General features: G+C 29.0%; 18 protein-coding genes and 1 pseudogene. 1 reads left to right on the top strand and 18 read right to left on the bottom strand.

Translation table 11 applies throughout. From position 1 onward, the window contains the following. Positions 1-231: 231 nt before the first annotated feature. From ACWUD1_RS04665 to thyX, 18 genes and pseudogenes are all read right to left on the bottom strand, one after another. Positions 232-1,257 (bottom strand): hypothetical protein, encoded by a 1,026-nt coding sequence (locus ACWUD1_RS04665; protein ID WP_472757060.1) that lies wholly within the window; start codon positions 1,255-1,257, stop codon positions 232-234. Between the two features lie 446 nt (positions 1,258-1,703). Next, positions 1,704-2,699 (bottom strand): hypothetical protein, encoded by a 996-nt coding sequence (locus ACWUD1_RS04660; RefSeq protein ID WP_472757059.1) that lies wholly within the window; start codon positions 2,697-2,699, stop codon positions 1,704-1,706. 334 nt (positions 2,700-3,033) lie between these two features. Beyond that, entirely contained in the window at positions 3,034-3,783 is a 750-nt protein-coding gene (locus ACWUD1_RS04655; RefSeq protein ID WP_472757058.1) for a hypothetical protein, read from the bottom strand. A 287-nt stretch (positions 3,784-4,070) separates the two neighbouring features. Beyond that, on the bottom strand, positions 4,071-5,180 hold the full coding sequence (locus ACWUD1_RS04650; protein WP_472757057.1) for a hypothetical protein: 1,110 nt from the start codon (positions 5,178-5,180) through the stop codon (positions 4,071-4,073). 143 nt (positions 5,181-5,323) lie between these two features. Then, positions 5,324-6,148, bottom strand: a complete 825-nt coding sequence (locus ACWUD1_RS04645) for a hypothetical protein (protein ID WP_472757056.1) — start codon at positions 6,146-6,148, stop codon at positions 5,324-5,326. A 51-nt stretch (positions 6,149-6,199) separates the two neighbouring features. Beyond that, the gene (locus ACWUD1_RS04640; protein WP_472757055.1) at positions 6,200-7,219 is read right to left on the bottom strand and encodes a hypothetical protein; all 1,020 of its coding nucleotides are present in this window, start codon (positions 7,217-7,219) and stop codon (positions 6,200-6,202) included. 295 nt (positions 7,220-7,514) lie between these two features. Beyond that, positions 7,515-8,120, bottom strand: coding sequence for a hypothetical protein (locus ACWUD1_RS04635; protein WP_472757054.1), 606 nt, complete (start codon positions 8,118-8,120; stop codon positions 7,515-7,517). A gap of 127 nt (positions 8,121-8,247) precedes the next feature. After that, entirely contained in the window at positions 8,248-8,853 is a 606-nt protein-coding gene (locus tag ACWUD1_RS04630) for a hypothetical protein (RefSeq protein WP_472757053.1), read from the bottom strand. A 143-nt stretch (positions 8,854-8,996) separates the two neighbouring features. Then, positions 8,997-9,605 carry a hypothetical protein gene (locus ACWUD1_RS04625; RefSeq protein ID WP_472757052.1) on the bottom strand — a complete coding sequence of 203 codons (609 nt, stop codon included), beginning with the start codon at positions 9,603-9,605 and terminating at the stop codon, positions 8,997-8,999. A gap of 206 nt (positions 9,606-9,811) precedes the next feature. Next, positions 9,812-10,744 (bottom strand): hypothetical protein, encoded by a 933-nt coding sequence (locus tag ACWUD1_RS04620; RefSeq protein ID WP_472757051.1) that lies wholly within the window; start codon positions 10,742-10,744, stop codon positions 9,812-9,814. A gap of 328 nt (positions 10,745-11,072) precedes the next feature. Next, positions 11,073-11,978, bottom strand: a complete 906-nt coding sequence (locus ACWUD1_RS04615) for a hypothetical protein (RefSeq protein WP_472757050.1) — start codon at positions 11,976-11,978, stop codon at positions 11,073-11,075. A gap of 373 nt (positions 11,979-12,351) precedes the next feature. After that, the gene (locus tag ACWUD1_RS04610; RefSeq protein ID WP_472757049.1) at positions 12,352-13,251 is read right to left on the bottom strand and encodes a hypothetical protein; all 900 of its coding nucleotides are present in this window, start codon (positions 13,249-13,251) and stop codon (positions 12,352-12,354) included. Positions 13,252-13,575: 324 nt separating this feature from the next. Further along, positions 13,576-14,565 carry a hypothetical protein gene (locus tag ACWUD1_RS04605; protein ID WP_472757048.1) on the bottom strand — a complete coding sequence of 330 codons (990 nt, stop codon included), beginning with the start codon at positions 14,563-14,565 and terminating at the stop codon, positions 13,576-13,578. Between the two features lie 313 nt (positions 14,566-14,878). Next, positions 14,879-15,343, bottom strand: a complete 465-nt coding sequence (locus ACWUD1_RS04600; RefSeq protein WP_472757047.1) for a hypothetical protein — start codon at positions 15,341-15,343, stop codon at positions 14,879-14,881. Between the two features lie 171 nt (positions 15,344-15,514). Further along, the gene (gene nrdF, locus ACWUD1_RS04595; RefSeq protein ID WP_472757046.1) at positions 15,515-16,477 is read right to left on the bottom strand and encodes a class 1b ribonucleoside-diphosphate reductase subunit beta; all 963 of its coding nucleotides are present in this window, start codon (positions 16,475-16,477) and stop codon (positions 15,515-15,517) included. 38 nt (positions 16,478-16,515) lie between these two features. Further along, positions 16,516-18,591 carry a class 1b ribonucleoside-diphosphate reductase subunit alpha gene (nrdE, locus tag ACWUD1_RS04590; RefSeq protein WP_472757045.1) on the bottom strand — a complete coding sequence of 692 codons (2,076 nt, stop codon included), beginning with the start codon at positions 18,589-18,591 and terminating at the stop codon, positions 16,516-16,518. Continuing rightward, positions 18,569-18,937 carry a class Ib ribonucleoside-diphosphate reductase assembly flavoprotein NrdI gene (gene nrdI / locus ACWUD1_RS04585; protein ID WP_472757044.1) on the bottom strand — a complete coding sequence of 123 codons (369 nt, stop codon included), beginning with the start codon at positions 18,935-18,937 and terminating at the stop codon, positions 18,569-18,571. Before nrdI ends, nrdE begins: the two co-directional genes overlap by 23 nt. Positions 18,938-18,978: 41 nt before the next feature. Further along, a pseudogene (gene thyX / locus ACWUD1_RS04580) lies at positions 18,979-19,799 on the bottom strand (FAD-dependent thymidylate synthase). A gap of 451 nt (positions 19,800-20,250) precedes the next feature. Between thyX and ACWUD1_RS04575 the strand changes: the two are divergent. After that, a complete protein-coding gene (locus tag ACWUD1_RS04575) occupies positions 20,251-21,093 on the top strand; it encodes a S2/P23 family protein (RefSeq protein WP_472757043.1) in 843 nt (280 codons plus the stop codon). Positions 21,094-21,386: the final 293 nt, after the last annotated feature.

Here is a 21,386-nt window from a genome sequence, read left to right as displayed (position 1 = left end):
CAGTATATTGCATAATTATGGCTTTACAATAAATTGATAATAAATTACTTTATTAAGTTTTAAAATTTTCAGATAAATAATAATATTAGTCTTTAAGATCCAAAAACAAACCTTTTTAATTATATTTAAATTTTAAATTTTTGAGTATTATGCCAAATAAAATATTAATTATTCATTAAATTAATATTTCTAAATAATAAAAAATAAGGCCAAATAAGACCCTTAAATAAACTAATTAACCAAATACGCAATATTAGCTACCATTTTTATAATAGAATAAGATGCATGTTGAATCTCTCTGGAAGAACCTCCCTTTATACCAATAGTCTTTTTAAGTCCATCTAGCATCTCATTTTTGTCTTTCGATGATAATAATGTTATCTGATCTTGAATTGTCTTCACTGCATTATCCCTTTCACTAATAAATTTTTCCAACAACTCATAAATTGCAACAATATCCTCGACTCTTTTACTTGTCTTAATTTTGTCAAGATTAGCACTACTCAAATGAACATTTATCAGTCTCTTAGTGTAATCAGAAATCTTTATCAACAGATCAAACAAATGATCAGCAACCTTAGTATCACCATAAGCATATAAAGCGGGTTCTTTTAAATCTAGTCTATCAAGTATATTGCCCAACTTTAAAATAGTTGATACATCATGACCCAAAGCAGCATAAACGTCTACCTGATAGGTTGGATCATGCATGATTGGTGATACCTTATTGAAAGGAATATGTGAGGAATAAAATTTTAGATTAAACCCACTACTTTCATTTGCAAGTCGCAATTTATAATTTATAAGCTTATTTTCAAGCTCAGCACAAACTTGTTGCACTGTCTTTTTTAAAGCTGGTAACTGTGTTTGTACCTTATCCTCTGCCTTATTATCCTTAATTTTAGGCTTTAAAATATTTGTCTCTTTTTTAATTTCTTTTTTAATTTCTACCTTAACTATCTTATCCTTAACTGTCTCCTTTTTAATTACCTCATATTCAATCTTCTTCTCACCTTTAAAATCTCTATTTACATCCTTACCCTTTGAATTACCTTCTAACCCATCTACAACAGAAAATTCATTATTAGATTCATCTAATTTCTTATCCAAATTTGCAAATACTTCCACCAAATTTACTGAATTTTTTGAATTTACTGGCTTATCTTTTAAACTTAAAAAACTGTTTTCTATATTTTCTATACTATCTAAACTTGCATTACTTAAATCTTTATTTAAAAGATCATTAAACTGGTGCATACTTGGGGACTCTATAAACAATTCTGGGAGTAATTTACTTGGCTTGCAAGACATCAACACAAGAAAACATAAAAATATAATAACCAAATTTCGCATAGATTCCTCTTTTCTTCAAAAATCACACCCATCGCTACTTAACATTAAACATAACTCAATACAATGCAACTTACTAGATATTTATATAAAAGTATAAAAAATTTAACAATAAATACAAAAATCTAAATAAATCTCCAAAAAATTTCCAAGCCAAAATTTGAGAAAATAACGTGAAAAAATAATATATATACAATTCAAGAAAAACTAAAAAATTATATGAACTTATTTAATAAATTTATGTATTATCTCAATTACGATAATACACCGTAATACAAAAAATTAGGAGTTAAACATTAACTCCTAAACTAAAATACTTAATATAATTATAATTATAAAATTAACAAATTAAGTTAACCTACCAACACTTTTATTAAATCCTCTAAGTTTACGATATTGTAAGATGTTTTCTGAATCTTAGCATCATCACCATTTAATCCAACAGTTTTTCTTAATAAGATTACCATCTCTTCTTTATTCTTTGATGCCAATAATGTTAACTGTTCTTTTATTGTCTTTATCGCATCTTTTCTTGCCTGAATAAAACTCTTTAAACGATCATGAATCTCTGTAATATCTTTTACACCCTTATGAGCTTTAATTCGATTAAGAGCATCCGAACTTAAATGATTATTTATAACCTTATCAGTAAACCTACCAGCTTGCTCTAAAAGATACAATAAGTTATCAGCTAATTTCTGATCATCACTATTAAAATTGGTATCCCGTTTTAAACTTAACTTATCTAATACCGCTGATAATTTTTTAATGCCCTCAACATCATATCCTAAGGAAGTGTAAATATTCATTTCCATAGATAGCTCTCCATATCTTAAGTCTACATCCCCTAAAGATACACGTAGTGAACGCTTGCCTAGCTCATATTCATTGCGCTCTTCAAAAAATTCTGCTCTATACTTAGCCATAGTGTTCTCAAGCGTAGCATAAGCCTGTTCATTAGTACCGCCACCACTATCACCTATTTCAACTTCTACTTTACCATTTACCAGACCCCTAGTCTCTCTTTGTATCTCACCTTCTTGACCAACCTTGTCATCCTTCATACTACCATCTACCACATTGTTTATGGGATTGGCTATGGGATTGTTTATCATATCCCTAGGACCACTCTCTTGTTCTTCTAAAGATTTTTCTTCTGTTTCTTTTCCATTTGTTAATTTGCCTTGATTAGCTTTAGACTCCGCTTTAGGCTCCTGATAGGAAAAATTTAACATACGCTTGAAACGATTGACTCTTCCATCTCCCTGATGTGAACGTGACAAACTACCTTGTTCACAAGACACTAAAATCATTATACATAAAATAAATATCAACTTAATTCTTATCATATACTCTCCTTTTTTATTTAAGATTTACATCTTTAATTGTATCTATACTTAGATACATGAATCATTATAACATAATATATATTCTATTATAAGAATAATATAATATTATAATAAAATATATACATAAATTTAACTAGTCAAATTACAAAAATTTTTAATTATTTGATTTTTATGTCTTGAATATTTGTTAATATGTTTAATAATTAATAGATTGTTTCAAATAAAATAATATATTATCTTAAATTATTTAATATACATACATAATATTTCTATTATTTCTAATTTTATTGGTTAAGATATTGACTCTTGATGCAAACATTTTTATTTATATCTTTTAAACAAGACTCCAAATTGTAACCGCAATCGTACTCATTAATTTAACCGCCTGGCTAACCTCGCCTTTAGAATCAACAATGATCTTAAGCTCAGCCAAGACAGATTCTCTAGTAATCTTTGAATCTGATAATGCTATCTTTGATTTAATTTTAGATATACAATCCTTTCTGATATCAATAAATTCTCTTAAATAAGAATAAATTTCATTAATCTTTGCCTCATCATTACTCTCTTTGATTTGAACTAATTTTGCATCACTTAAATAATGATATAAAAGCATCGTAGCACAATCTGTAATATTACTTAGGAGCACAAATAAATTAGCGGCAACTTCTACATCAACGTTAAAAAAATCAAAACTAGCAAATTCTAATTTATACAACACGCTTTCCAATTGCTTAACAACTTCAATATCATACTCCAAACAAGCATAAACCTTATTCTGTTTTTCTGGGGATGTAAATTCTTGTGATATTCCTTTGAAAGGAATATTAAATAAAAATTTTTCCATACCAAAACAACGACACGAATCTTTAAATTCTTCTCTATAAGACATTATTTGCATCTTTAATGCATAATAAACTCTCTCCTTATCAGTTATACCAAATGAATTTTCAGATAACATGTCATTACCTAAATACTCTCCTGCTCTCAATAACTTTTCAACTGATTGATCCACTGATTGATCAGTTGACATATCTTCTATATCAGAAGATATTATACCCATAATCAAACCAAATATTTTCATATACTTAAATTCTCCTATTATATTGTTAATATTTTATTATAATTAATAATAATTAATAATTTATTATAATTAATAAATATGTATATGACAGGCATATCGCATATATATTGATATATATGCTTTCAATCAAATTTAACGAAAAATGATAATCAAAAAATATTTTAAAATTAACATATCATTACATGATAATACATAATAACATGTATATAAATATTATAAAAACTTTAAGATACACCACAGGCCTATCTTAAAGTTTAATTATTGGTGGATCATTATTTAATGTTGCATTACTTCTTAATTAACTTAACAAGTCCCCTATTAAGTTCTTTTAAAGCACTAATTTTACGCTTAATATCCCCCGGCTTGCAAAAATCTTTGTCTAACATATCTATTATTGCCACTTCCTCGGTTACTGAACTTACTGCTTTTATACTACTCTTAATCTTATCTCTCAAATCATTTTTAATAGATATGATATCCACTAAAAGATCAGCAATGTGCTTAGTATCACTCTCACTTTTTTGATCCTTTAGTTTCTCCACAACATCCTCGCTAAAATAACTCATGACATTTTGCAAATTATGCGATAACTCACTTATAGCTGATAATACACCCTTAGATACTTCCAAAGCCTTACTAGTCTTACTAGTCCCACTAGAATCAAAAGATTTAATTAAGGGCAATTTATTTAACACATCACCTAAGACCTCAATAAACTTAGCATCAAAATCTAAACCTGCAAAAACTTCAACCTGCTTATTCTCAGAACTAAATTCTTGTGAGATTTTATCAAAAGGAATATGAGATAATAAATTTGCTAAATCAGATCGATCAAGTTGACTTGCAAGTCCTTCTCTGTAAGTCTGTAATGTATTTAACAGTCTATTATAAGGAGTATCTCCTAGCTGAATACCATCATTTACTCTCTCACTATCACTTTGAACAAAATCAAGTTCGTTACCAATACCATCCATAGTATCAATATCTCTCTTATCGTCTTTCCCTTCTCCTTTGAACTCGTATTCTATTTTTTTACCATCCTCCCCATTCACACTATCCTTATATTGCTCTCCATTATTGTCATCTACCCCCATGGCCTTATCTTTATCTACATCTTTATTTAAATCTTTGTTTGGGCCTTTACCATTTTCTTGATCTTGCTTACCTTCATCATCTATCCCTAACAGCTCTTCATTGCTATCTTTTATTCCATTGCCATCACCAAGAAATGCCAACTCTCTTACTCCTCCCTGAACCACATCGATCACATGTTTTAAACCACGGATCTGATCTGGTATGTCTGCCCTCATTCTGCGAGCATCTTCTGAAGCCCAATTTTTACAAGAACCCATACCAAACACACATAATAGATAAAATATCAAACCTAATATTTTCATATGCTTCTCCTATTATCTGAATTTAACTTAAGCGTTAAATTCATCATTATTCAATATTTAATTCATATTAAATACAATATAATATTCATTATTACATAATAACGAATATTTAGCAAATGATGTTTTTTAAAAGGATTACTTAATCATTTTATCAAACACTTAATTGCTTCCATGGATTCTTTCATATAAAAATAAGCTGTATTAAAGTGTTCATATCGATCTTGGACTTCTGGAGGAATTTTAATAATACTTCCAGTCAGATAACGACCACGTCTAAGACCACGATTTACCCCAATAATATTAATTACAATTCCCATTAAGACATCCTTACGCTCGACATTATTGTAGTTTATGGTCGATATTGACTCTTTTAGTCGCTCTATTAAGAGCGCATAAGCCCGCATAGCACATTCTAAATAAAAATAAATATAAGTACACTGTCTATCAGTTTTAGTAACTTTAAGTCGATTTAAAACTGCCTCAGAAAACTCCCCAATTATAAATCTTTTCAATTTTGCAATATCGAATAAACGATCCAAAAGTTCATAAACTATATTTAAATCTTCATTTATAATAGTAGGACTTAAGTTCAATTTATTTAATATATCATTTAAACTCCTAACGGTATTCAAATTATACTCTAAAGCTTCATAAATAAAGTCTACCTCACTATAGGATGGAAATATTTGTGCTACAGGAAATGTCAATATAAGATTTTTTTTCCCATCAGCAGATAATTTGGCCTCTTGTCGATCAAAAAGGGTTCTATAGCGTTTTATGAGTCTGGAAAGTTTATAAAGAGCTAAATGCCGAGAATCAAAATGGCTTGGATGTTCCTTTATGAATGGGGTTACACATGAAAGTGCCTTTTCTGCCGATTCTAAGTTTGTAGTTTTTTCTGATTCCAAATTTTCTTGCCCACAGGCAAGGAAGATAAGTACATATAATATCATACTAATCTTGCTCATAAACTTCTCCTTATATGACAAATCTTTGCCTATAATCTAAACCTAAATTCATTACTTTATAGCTTGCATAACTAAATCTTGCATGTCTTTTGATAATTCACTAAGCGCATCCCTTTTTCTCTTAATTTCCCCGTTACTAATAATTTGTTCAAATCTAGCTTTTATGAGTCTTTTATTGTTTGCTACTGATTTATTTGTAGCCATTTCTAATAGTGTTTTATTTATAATAAGTTTAAGATCATCTCTCAACTCGTCTCTTGTCTGCATAAATTTCGCTAAACAAGCGGTCATCTGAACAATATCATCAATCGTAGCTCTAAAGCTTACTTGTATTTTCTCTAAATTTTCATCATTCAAGAGCCACTCTACAGAATAAATATCATGTGCAATAAGTCTTAAAGCAAAAAGCAATGCAGCAACAGCTTTGACATCATCTTCTATTTTCTTCAACTCAAGTGTTTTTAGCTTAGGATCAATTCTTGACAATATCAAGTCAATTAAATTACCTATGCCATCATTTTTACCTTGCATCTCAACAGTAGAACTTGGCGCACCAAATTGAGAAAAATCAAATTCAAAATCATAAAGATCAAATTGAGAAATTATGGTTCTCAGATTTGTCATAGCATTCTTATCATGCCCTAAAGCCACATAAACATAATGTCTAGCGTCATTAACGTCTTCCTTGATACCTTGAACATACTTATCATATTCCTCATCCTCAGCTTTCTGCATTACCCATAACCGTTGCCTCATAAGACCTTTGTAACTATAATGCGATAATTTTGGATCAATCAAATAATTATGATCATCAATTAAAAGGGGAACTTGACTTAAATTTGAGCCATCAACTTTATGTTCATTTGTGAGTTGCTCTTTAAAATAATTCACTATTGACAAAAAATCATTATAAGCCTCACTTATAGTATCTGGTAATCCTGATACCAGCATAGTTACCGGTACTGAATCCAAAGGCACATCAGCGTCTGCATGATGAACTTTCAAAGCACACCCTAGCATTACACCTATCATGAGACCTAATCTACACAACCTTATAATAAGATTAAACATACCGCCTCTCCTTTTCCGTATAATTTTTTCTATATATCACTTCATTTCATTAATATATTTACTACCACACAATAACTATTATTATTTAATATTAAATATTATATAATAATAAGTCATTATACACATAATGCACGATTATCTTTGAGATAAAAAACTTTTAAGTTTAAATCAACTAACACGATTACACTATATTCATACTATGACTGAAAATGCTTAACACTAATACTTATCAAAAGAGTATGAATCTTTTAAATAAGGATATACACTAAAAACAATAAAAAACTTAAAAAATTCTTTATAGGAGATCAACTATTTCCATGATATTAAAGGCTATATAACTAATATTGCGCATACCTCTATTAAGCTTTGCATCTGGACCTGAAATAATTCTACCCAACTCATTTAATATGTCATCTTCAGTAGTCTTTGATGCAGCAGACATAATAACAGCCTTAATAGGAGACATCAGTTCTTTTATTGCATTCATAAATTGAACTAAATACTCAGCAATCTTATTAAGATCGCTCTCACTTCTCAATTTAAGCATCTCTAACTTCATCCTTCTAAAAATATCTTCAAACAAAGATTGAATTAAATTGGAAATATGCATCAAACCGTTTAATATATTGGTAACAATTTTCGTATCTCTATCACCAAAATGCCTGAAATTCAAATTATCAAGTACCTTGCTCAAATTACGAATAACTTCTAAATCATACCCTAATGCCCCGTAAATTTCTTCTAGGTCTGATGAATCATAAAAATCATCCAATACTCCCCTAAAACGAATATTAAACTGTATATTTTTAGAAGTAAAAACAGCCCGCATATCTTCAATTTCTCTCTTAAATCCCATTAATACTTTATTAAATTTATCAAAAGCTGAATTTATTTCATTCATATATTTCTCCTTTTATTATTTATTCACACTACCTAAGCTGCAAAAACATTACCATTACCATCATAATTAAACCTTAATTAAATATTATAATTAATTATCAATTATCTACAATTAATTAATTAATTTCTTACATAAGATCGGCCATCTCTATAATATCAACAAAAATATAATAAATACTGCGTACGCCTATATTAAGCCTTGCATCTGAATCTGCGGTAATCTTACCCAGTTCATTTAATATATCATCTTCAGTAATCTTTGATGCAGCAGACATAATAACAGCCTTAACCTGAGGTATTAGATCTTTTATCATATTAATAAACTGAACTAAATATTCAGTAAGCTTTTTAATATCACCCGTATCCTTCAGTGCAAGCATTTCTAATTTTATCTTACTGAAAATATCTTCAAACAAAGATTGAATTAAATTGGAAATATGCATCAAACCGTTTAATATATTGGTAACAATTTTTGTATCTCTATCACCAAAATGCCTGAAATTCAAATTATTAAGTACCTTGCTCAAATTACGAATGGCATCTAAATCATACCCTAATATCTCATAGACTTCTTCTAGATCTGATGGATAATAAATGTCGTCTAATACCCCTCTAAAACGAATATTAAGTTGTATCTCTTTGGGAGCAAATGCAATCCGACCGTCTTCAACTTGCCTTTTAAACCCCTTTAATACTTTATTAAACTCATCAAAAGCTGAGCTTGTTTCATTCACAGATTTTCTCCTTTTTTTATTTATTCGCACCACCTAAGCTGCAAAAACATTACCATTACCACCATAATTAAACATTAATTAAACATTAAATATATTTAAATATTATAATTATTTAAATTTGTTATCTATAATTAATTAATTTCTTACATAAGATCAACCATTTCTATGATATCAATAAAAATATAATAAATACCACGCATACTTCTATTGAGCTTTGCATCTGGACCTGCGACAATCCTACTCATCTCCTTTAATATGTCATTTTCATTAGACTTTGATGCAGCAGATATAACAACAGCCTTAATATGAGACATCATATCTCTTACCAGATCTATAAATTGAATCAAATATACAGTGATTTTTTCAAGGGCATTCTCATCTCTAACTTTAAGCATCTCTAATTTTGTTTGATTGAAAACATCCTTAAATATCGTCTGAATTAGACATGCAATTCGTATTAAACCGTTTAATACATTAGTAACAATTTTTGTATCCCTATGACCCAAACGTTTAAATTCCAACTTTTCAAATAGTACGCCTAACTTACTAATAACTTCCAAATCATACCCTAACATAGTATAAATCTTATCTCGATCTGATTGATAATGAATAATATCTTCTAATGACCCTTTAAAACTAATATTTAACTTATTGCCTCTGGCAATAAACGTAGTGCGTTCATCTTCAAGCTCTTCTCTAAACTCAATTAAAGTTTTCTTAAGTTCCCCAAAACCCCGTTCTTTGCATGTCATATATTTCTCCTTCCTTTGGAACATACCATAATAATACACATTATGTGATTCTTAATGTTATTAATTCTATAATTATTATAAATTATAACTAAATTAATTATAATATAATTTATACTTTTTATTATATATAGATATATAAATTAAACCCAAATAACCTACCTACAAAGGCTATTTGGGCTCTTGCTTAAACAAAGTAAAGATTTATTTTAATGAGAAGCTGTCAACCTTACATTAATCAAATCTTCAATTGTCCTTGTTATAAATAACATATTTCCAATTGCTACACTAATCTCCCCGTCCTGATCGGTAATTTTTTTAAGTTCATTCTCCATAGCGGTTTTATTAGTTTTTGATTCAGCTAATACTATCTGTCTATGCAATTTCAATATCAAGTCCTTCCTTAAATTAAGTAATGCTTCTAGATAAATCTTAATAGTAACAATCTTTTCTGATGTTATTGCATCATTAATCTTGATTTTCTCTAAATTAAAAAAATTTAGATAATTATTTAACACTACTTCTCTTGTATAATAAGTAACATTATATAAGATATTTAATATGCCAGTCGCAATTCCCCTATCTAATCCACTCAAATAAGAAGGGATGTTGGGATCTACTTTATTTATCAAGACTTCTAATTTCTTAATAACTCTATTATCATACCCTAAAGATGCATAAACTATATCCTTTTTATCATCACCTTCAAATTTTGCAAATCGCTCAAAAAAAGGAAGATTAAACTGATGCTTGCCTTGAGCAAATTGTAAACTTTCATCTAAAAATTTATTCTTAGTTGTTTTTACCAAAGATTCAAGTTCACTATAAACATTTTCTTTTGAATCAATTACCTCTGGCAAATCTATTGCAAGCTCTTTTATATTAAAATTATTATCACTCGCATCCGATAAATTCAACTGAGTACTTGCTGTAACTGTAGTCTGATTTTCTAATGGTATCTTTTTTTTGTCCCATCCTCCTCCAACCCTCCCAGGTTTTCGTATTGTTTGAACCTTTTCTGCTTCACTTTCTTGCAGTTTTGAGTAATATTTTCTGTCCTGATTCCAAAAAAAAGGAAATATTACAACTATCATCAATAATATGCATGCCGCACATAATAACATCATACCAAAATCTTTCACACATTCCCCTTTTTATTGTATTATGTTAAATAACTACACAATACAATATTTTCATTTAGACTTTTACAGGATTTTCAAAAAACTTAAAATCACAACTTATAAATAGTCTATAATGATATAATATATGATACATATATGTATTATATATTATAATTTATCTTTTTAAGTAACTATATTTAAATAATAATGTTTATTATATCAACTTTGTTTAAAGTTTTAACTTATAAAATCCAAAAATAAAATATAAAATCATTTAAATTAGAGGTAAAGATTTTTGGCTTTACCTCCTTATTAACATTTATTTAAATAAGTAATTAAGCTCAAAAGCTTAAAAAGCTTTGAGCAATGTACTTAAAACTGCTGCAGCACTCTCCATATCCCCTAAAAGTCTAGGAAGTGCCCCGTCTAAACTAACAGCTGCCCCCAATGCATTTAGTACACTATCTTTGTCTTTTAATTGTGATTTATATAGTTCCAACTCCTTTGCGGCGGTATATACATTAACCGTTGCTGAACTTATAAATAATTTCCTTGCCTGCATAATACTTGATAAGTGCGAATAAACTTTACTAAGAAGCTCTTTATTTTTAGAGTGTTTAATTTTCTCTAAAACCGATCTCCTAAAGTCTTCATACACAACCTTTGTGGTAAGATTTGACATCCTGTCTAAATAGGATACAAATTCACTTGCAACCTTCAAGTCCGGGGAATTAAAATTATCCAAGTCTAAATTATTTAGTATCCTCATCAGACCATACAAAGGTCCTTCCTTATATTCCAGTGATGCAAGAATATTCTCGTATGTAGCTAAACTATCCACTACCAATCTCAGTTTATAAAAAGGAAATCGAAGGGAATCTTTTGATATACCAAATATTCTATGCAATGCTCCCCTGTCATTTATAATAGCACTTGTATAATCCTCTAATATAGATATTATTCCAGAAATCTCAGGCAAATCTTCAGCGCGAGCACTAAAAGAGCTGCGTATAGAATCAGCAACAGGAATCGACGAAATAGAACTTAAAAGAGTGGAATGTTCAGAAATAGAACTCTTAGACATAGTACTCACAGGAACATTTGCAGGAACAGACGCTAAAAACAAACCCCTCTTGACTTTAGATTCACCCTGTTGTCCCTGTTGTTTATAATCTCCTTTAGTTTTGACTTGTGATGATTGCTTACAGGCAATCATCGTCACAATCAATAAAACAATACATACATAACTTTTCAAGTTTATCTCCTTTGTTTAAAAATCAAGAATTGCATATCAATATCACTCACTCTCCTTTAATATTTAATAATTAAAATTATAAATAAACTCCTTAATAATCATTTTTTAAATTAAAAAACATATATATATAATCTCAATTTAATAAGATAAACACCTCCTTCACCTTTTGCATTAAAATATAAATATTAAAATTTATTAAATCGCAACTTAAAATACTTCTCATTATATATATGCTCCTTATTTCAACTGCTCTTATCAATACTCTTAACTTAAGTAATAATTTTGTACGACCGCCTGAAGACAGTCGTACATTTTATAAAGACTGCATCAAGACAAGGGCATAAACTCCTTCCCCCATCTTATGTCCCACTAATCAAATAGATTGCTCATCCTTTTTCAAAAGACGGAGATAAGGCCTTAAAAGTGTCTTAATAAGATTTGCACTAATTTTCATAGATTCAAAAGACCTATAAATCCTTCCTTCTGTATTGCAAGCACCCTCTAACATGCCTAATACTTCTCCTTCATAAAATTGCAAGTTAGATGCCAAATCAGCAGATGCATTGAAATTTTTAGTAACCTTCAAAACTTCCTCTGTAACTGAGCTTACAAAAAATTTCCTCATCTGTATAAAAGACTGCAAGTTTTCATAAACTTCTTTAACAAAATTTTGATCCCCATAAAGCCTAATTTCTTCCAAAATTACTTCATTAAAATCTTTCTCCAAAATTTCTGTGGTCAGCTCTGACATCTGAACTAAAAGAGATAAAAAATTATTTGCAAGCCCTACATAACGAAGATAACCAGGACTATCTTCACCAACGTCCAAGTTTAATCCATTTAATATTTTTATCACCGCATGCAAAGGCTCTGCTTGGTATTGCAACGATTTAAAAAAATTATAGTATGTCCCTATATGATCCAAATCTTTGCTTAGTTTATTAAAAGAAAATCTAAAAACATTTATTATCTTTTCCCGACTAGCTGCTATTTTAAGCTCATTTCGTCTGCTATTCATCTCATTTTTGAAGTTTCCTAACATAGATGATATATCAGACACTTGAGGGAAATTCCCATTTAAAACTACATCAGACGTTATATCAATAATAGGTTGACCCTCAATACTGGGAAGCGAGGATATCGATACGAAACCATCCATTTCATATCCATCGTACTGCTCCCCCTTGGATTTCAATCCCCCTGTCTGTTTGCAAGCCATCATGGCTACAATAAACAAAATAACATACATCAATTTAAACTGAAATTTTTTCATTAAATAATCTCCTTTGTTGAAAATTTAAGAATTAAACTAATTGATTTAAATATAAAAGTAATTTTAATAATTAAAAATGTATTACAATAATCAAATTAATCAATTTTTTTAATTAAAAATACTAATTTATATAAAATTTAATCTTAATAAAGATTGTCAAAATAACAAAAAGTAAACAAATGCTTAAATTGTAATAATAATTTAATTTATACTTTTATCTATTTTTTAGTGCATTAGTTTATACAAAAAATACATTTTTTAAATATGGTAAATATAATTTTATTAAAAATTAACTATAAATTCAAATTTAATTAAATTATATTATCAAACTATCTTAATTAAATTATTAATCTCACATTTCATTAACTTTTTCTTTGATCTCATAAATTTCAATGCTAAAGTAATAACTCCTTCGGTATCTAACATTGTCTTAAAAGCATCAGACATACTTTTTTTATCCATATCAAATTTTAAAATCTCATTTTCAATCTGAGATATAAACTCAATCCTTCTTTGCATAAATTCACTAAGATGTGCATTTAGACCTATAAGCCTTTGTGTAAATTTACTGCTTGCAAGCTTCCCTAAACTATCATCACTCAAATCTTCATTTATAAGCTTAATGGCTAAATCTGTAATAACATTTAAAGAAAATAATATATTCTTTAAATTCTCTTTAAGTAAATCATCAGATGTATTTGGCACATAACTTAAATCTAATTCACCAATTATTCTCTCTAACTTGTTAATAGCCTTTATATTATATCCAAGAGAAGCATAAATATTTTGAACAACAACTGGATTTTCAAATTCATAATCTGGTTCAAAAAAACAACTATGTGGCAACAGACCTTCTAATAGCTTCCCTTGCATATCGAATACTTCTTTGCTTCCAGCCTCTTGAATTTTTTTATTAATCTCAGCAACATATGCATTAAATTGCTTATTAGCATTTACAAGTTGTTCCTTAGACGTTTTTATATCTTTTTCAAGTTGCAAGTAAGCATTGTCTCGCTCTCTCTGTTCATCACCTGATAAATCCCTTAAAATAGATGTAACTGTTTCCCCTGAACATAATAATAAAGTATCTTTTACGATAATATCATCCAAACCCTTTTCAACAATTACAGTTCTTTGACTCTCCATATCAATCAATTCTTCAAACAACTCACCTTTATCAATCTGTAAATCTTGATCATCTCCATTAAATCCCCTATCTATCGCATAACCATTTACCGATGACTTACAAGTCATAATAACCAAACCTAACAACAATAAACTGAAAATAAAAATTAAGCTATTAAAATTTCGCATATTACCCTCTTTAATTAAAATAGTGCGTACACTACTTATCGTTAGTTGCTATAGCAATACATAAAATCAAATCTCTTATACATTTATAATTAATTTACATTAATACAAATTTCCATAATATTTAATCGGATTAATAAAATTTACCAAAATAACCAATTGTCATCGCTTTTATAAAAAATTAATAAAAAATACCTAAAAGATACGAATCTTAGCATACTTTTAGGCATATACTAAACTAAAGGAGAACAACAAAGTAAAGGACAAAGTACTTTAAACCACATTTGTTTGTGTTTAAAAGAACTTAATAAAACACTCAAGAGTAATAAACCCTCTTGCTATCAACATTATTAACTGACTTTGAAATCCCCCTAGATCTTTTTTCTATTAAACGAATATTTAAATTTTCATCATCAGGAATACCGTTAACAATGATATTAATAATACCATCAACAACACTACTCAGATTAACATCACTTAAATGGCGTTCACTTAGGATTTCATTAACCGGTTTTTTAATTGTTTTATTTTTTTTAATTTTAATTGTTTTATTTTTTCCCAAAATTGATTTAGATTCATTAACAAAAATATTAAGTTTATAATTACCCTTCTGCTGAAGTTCATTTTCTTGTAATTCTGATGTTTCATTAAGCACATCATAAGACTCTCTTACATCTTTTGATTCAATGTCTACGTGTATCAATCTCAAATTATAAGTCACCAAGGTCATAATAAATGCAACAAATGACATATAAAATATTATCAATATTCTCTTCTTCAAACAACACTCTCCTTTAAAGTGACATACCATACCACCATATAAATAAAGATGCAGTACACGCTACATATTTGTTATTATAATAAAATTACATTTATAAATCAATACTATTTTAGAAAAATTTTAAAATAATATTTTGTCTTATTTTGCAATAATTAATAATTAATTAATAATTTACTCAAAGTCATCATCTCTTAAAGGCTCAACCTTCATAGGCTTGATATAACCATTACCCTTAGTAGAAAAAAAATCATGAGTCTTAGTATTCGTTCTAAGACCATTTAAAACCAAAGGATTAACTTCAATATCTTGCACGTTAAACATAGGCTCAAATCCTAAATTCATCAAGGCCTTATCAGCATTATATCTTACAAAAACATCAACGGAATCTTTAAGTCCAATAGATGAATATAAATCCTTAGTATACTGGCTTTCAAGATCATAAAGTTTTTCTAAAATCAACCTGGTCTCTTTTTGAGCAAATACTTGTTCCTCAAAAGGCATCTTGCCAAACTCTTCTTGAGCCAAAAGACCAACAAATACTCCATGAACGGATTCATCCCTTAAGATCAAGTTAATGATCTCACCACTATTAATCATCTTACCTTGACCTGCAAGATACAATGGATAAAAAAATCCAGAATAAAACAAAAAAGTTTCAAGAAATACAGAAGTACATAAAGCCTTATACAGACTCATCCTATCATGTATACCATTATACTTGCCTAAGATCAAATTTAATTTATCATGAAAATTGCTATAAGTCTTAACCCAATCAAATATATAATCTATCCTGTCTACGTTTGAAAGACTTGAAAATATGCTACTATAACTCTTAGCATGCATATGCTCCATAGCACCCATAAATCCAAGAACTGGTTTATAATCTAAATTATCTATTGCTAAAGCTATACGTGGCATGCCAACAGACCCTTGCTCCGTATCCAACAGGGTAAGACCACCCAAAACCTTTTCATAAACATCCCGCTCTTCAACATCTAAGGTTTGCCAGACTAACTTGTCATCAGAGATTGGAATCTCCTCATCTACCCAAAATTGTCTTATATTTTGATCCCAAAACATCTTAGTGTAACCATTATTTAATCTATTCCAATTTATAGCTTCTCGATTTTTCATCTAAAGACTCCCACTTACTATAAGTTACCATATATTCACTATATGGCACAAAGAATACATTCATCAACTGATAAATTTTTATTGCGTGTATAGTAAAGACTCTTAAGTCCTTTATTTTTAGCATAAATATAAAGTTTCACAAGTTCTCTAGTACTAGTTTCATTTGTAACATAAAGCAAAGTACTAATTCCCTGATCAACATGCCGCTGAGCCTCACTTATAAGATCAATTAATTTTTTCATGTCCATATAATATGCTGACTTAAAAAGCGTAATATTTTCTCTGCTAAGATATGGCATTGGATAATAAGTTGTCGAATTGCCATAAACTCTAGCCTCAACAGGCTCTACAATAGGCATAATAGATGTTGTTGCATTTTGAATATAAGATATACTTTGAGTTGGTGCTACGGCTAAACGATAAGAATGGTAGAGTCCATATACTTTAACATCACCTTTAAGATTTTCCCAGTCAAGTTTATCTGGTAGTTTTAAGTCACTAAATATCTGTTTTACTTTTAATGTCTTAGGGGAAAAATCCTCATTTAAATACATATCAAAATAATTACCACTGCAATACTCACTCTTTTCAAAATCTTTAAAAGTTATGCCCCTAGTTTTTGCAATATTCATACTACTCTTTAAAGAATAAAAATTTAATAACATAAAAAAGGTACGAACAAAATCCAAAGCCTCTTCACTTTCATAAGGAATCTTATTTTTAATTAAAAATCCATGCAAATTCATAACACCAAGACCTATGGCATGATAATCCTCATTTGCCTTTTTGATACTTGGGGCATTTTTAATGCTGGCCTTATCAACGACAGATGTCAAGGCTCTCATTGCAATATCAATAGTATACTCTAAGTCACTATTAACCACATTTGCAATGTTTAAAGATCCCAAAATACAACTGATATCATATCCAATTAAATCTTCCTCACCATAATCGCCAATAACTGATGGCGTTTGAATTTGAAAAATCTCTGTACAAAGATTAGACATTTTAATCTTACCAAGCCCTTTTAAAGGATTTTGTAAATTAGATGCGGTTTGATACATTATATAAGGATATCCGGATTCAAATTGAAGTCTAGCAATACGAACCAACATGTCTCGAGCTGAGATTTCTTTTTTTATAATATTGGGATTACTTGCAAGAATATCATACTCCTTATCGAAATCAATCTCGTTCATCATCCTTCCAATAGCCTTATAAAGTGAATAAGGCGCAAAAGCATAATAATTTTGTCCCATTTTTGCAATATCAAAAAATTTATTTGGAATTATTACTCCCAATGATAATGTTTGAACACGACTCTTCTCATCAGCATTAATCTTCTTAGTATCCAAAAAATCTTCTATATCATAATGAAAAATATTTAAATATACAGCACCAGCACCCTTTCTCTGTCCCATCTGATCTGCATAACTAAATCCATCTTCTAAAAGCTTCATAACAGGAATAATACCTTTGGCAATATTATGAATTCCCCGTATCTCTTCTCCCCGAGCTCTAAGATTTGAAAGATTTAAAGCCACACCTCCACCAATTTTGGAAAGTTGCATGGCAGACGAAATATTAAAGGTAATACTATTTAGTGAATCTCCTATTTCCAATAGAAAACATGATACAAGTTCACCTCTAACCCGCTTACCAGCATTTAAAAATGTAGGTGTTGCAGGCTGATATCTTTGTTTTATCATCTCCAAGGCAAGAGACCTCGCAAAATCAAACTGTCCACTTGCAAGAAAAAGACTAACTGCAATTATTCGATCCTCATAAGATTCTAAATAAATATTTCCATCATTCATCTTAAGCGCATAATCTTTATAAAACTTAGAAGCACTCATATAAGACTTAAACGTAAAATTTTCATGCTTCACAAGTTTATATATTTCAAGTATTTGCTCTTCAGAATAATGTTTATAAAAATCATCATAAAAATTATTATCAATAAGATAATGCATCCTTTCATTTGGATCACGAAATCTTAAAGTCTTACCTTCTACCTCTTCTAAGAAAACACTTAAAGCTTCAAGATCTTTTTCTAATCTGTAAAATCCATCTTTTAAAACCATAATTTCATTATTTAACTCTAAGTGTCTCATTCCTAATCCTTCCTACGAACTTATCAACATCATGAGATGTTCCTGATAGTTCAAATTTTAATATTTCTTTAACATTATATTTATTTCTTATTAAATTAACAGCATTGCAAAACGTGTCACCCCAATTCCTATTACCACTCCCAGCAACACCTATCATAAGCTTGAAATTATTTTCCAAAAATTTTTCTACCTCCGGTGGAATCTTACCGAATGCAAACGTATATGTAAGCAATACATAAGGTCTATCCACGATCTCACAACCAGTAACTATACAAAAAATATCTTGAAGTCCCGTTTTAGCAATAAAACGTTTTATATTGCCTGTCTTTGAAGCATATACAACCAAACTCTCTCCTGTCCCTTTTTTATTATAACCAATTACAAAAATTATAAATTAAGTTTTTCTCTTAAACGATCTAAATTTTTACCTGATAAATTAACTTTAGTTAAATCCAATACTTTGCAAATCTCACGTGCCTCCTCACTTGAAAGCATAACCCCCCCCCCAAAATATGATTCTTAAAGCTAACAGTTGCCAAAGGCACCACCAAACTTACAATGTCTAATAGTATATTAGCATATTCTCTGATCTCTTTTTGTGCATGCTCTGATGCCCTGAGTCTAATAAAACGAAATAAATTATTTAAATCAATTTGCCAATACCATTCAGTATATAAACTCAAAGGTAAAGTTATCCTTGCAAGTTCACGTGAAACATCATTCTTGATCATATCATCATAAATCTTATAAGTACTCTTATAACTCTCATTCAGTCCATCTAAAAATGATAGGGCAACATCATGTTCAACCTCAACTTCAGACCTACCCTGCTTATTAATAACACTTTGCGTCTTAATATCTTCCTTTAAGGGTACATAAAACTCTTCTCTCATTAGGCTATATCTACCAGATACCTCATTAATTCTTGCAGTTCTATGTCTCATCCATTGCCTTGCAACAAATATTGGTGCTTTAATATGAAATGTAAAAACTACTTGCTCTAAAGGACTTGTATGTTCATTCCTTATTAAATAATCAATAAGACCAGCATTATCTCTTTTGGCCTTCAAATCCCTATAAGATACCCTAGCGGCCTGAACTATTCGATCATCACTGCCCATATAATCAACAAGCCTTATAAATCCTTTATCTAATACTTTATATTCCTTATCTAATATTTCTTCTGCCGCCTCTATATGCTCATGCATAAAATTATCCTGCCATTTATTTAAAATTGTTCAAATAGATATTTTTATAAATACTAGCCTCATAACTACATAGATTATAAATCTAGATATGAATTGTTATATATGCCATCAAAATATCTATAATATTATAGTTCCAACATTTTACCTTGTTCTAAAAATATTTACTATATCAATAATTTATCTTTATACTGAACATTTATTTTATTAATTATTAAAACTTAAAATCACATAAAATCACACATTAACAATTAATAACAGCCAAAATTAGAACTAAAGTAAATAGTAGCATAAAACTATTCAATATTAAACAGACATTTTTTGCAAATCCGTGAACTTAAAAGATACTAAAGTTGCAACTTAATAAAAAAAATAAATATAAAAAATACACATGTACACATGACAAATATGTTTTTCGTGATAAACTTTTATTGTTTGGAGAGGGAGGTTCAAATTGCACAAACTAATTATTATGTTACTATCATTATTCGTGATATGTTGTGATTTGGTTAAAGATGTTAACGATATTTTCAATAATCAATTTAAAATACAAAAACAACCAACGCAAGATCAAGATGAAGAAAAATTAGTAGTAGATGATGAGCCAACTAATGATATATCTACAGAAGAGCAGGTTGCATTTGAAGTACTTGAAGGTACGACAGAAAAATGTATGTGCCCATTATGCACATGGTGGTGTGGATGTGGCAGATCAAAATGTCAAATTACTTGGATGAAAATTAAAGCCAAAGAGATTATTGGAGACAATAAAAAACCACTTGATGCTTTAAATGGTAGACTTAGATACTCATATTCAGTATCACCTATCAAATATAATGATCAATATAATAAATACGTAATGCCTTTAATATTATTTGAAAGCTTAGATGACAATATTGAAGTAACTTCATTTAAACTCATAAAACATCCAAACTTAGACTTCAATAAGAAAAATCTCTTAGGTGGACTGATAACAGGCATACCTAAAGTTGAAAAGTCATCTGAAGAGGGATATAAAAACGTATATCCTTATGGCATACTCAACGTAACCCCAACTGGTGGAGAAGAATTGATATCTGCTGTTGCTGCTCTTTACACAAATGGCAAATGGAGTCCTATGGAAGCAGAAATCATAGTTAAAGACAAAAACAATAATAATCAAGAAACAACACATAAGATACTACTAAGTAGTAAATTATTTAACGAATTTATAAAAGAAGTTATATCTAAACATCAAGGAACCACAACTGCAAATACTAAATTTAGAGTTCCAATTAACGATAGTAATGATAGATAAAATTTAAATACTTAAGTGTAAAATCAAATCACTTAAGTTAAATACACTTGCTACTTAAGGACTAAATCAAGTTCTTTAGAACAATAAAAAAAATACACTTACATAAAATCTTAAGTAGTAAGTGTATATTTTTTTTGTACCACACAAATCATTTTAATTTTTCAAAGATTTTTTAAGAAATATTTGAATTTAAAAAAATAAATGAATATAAATTGTTTTTAATTTATTAAAAAAAATAATTTGTATTATAATATTAGTCTGTAAAACAAGTTTCAAATATTTTCTGAAACTTA

It is taken from the genome of Borrelia tillae (assembly GCF_055693965.1).
Note: the sequence above shows the minus strand (reverse complement) of the source record. Positions and strands in the feature narration are given on the sequence as shown.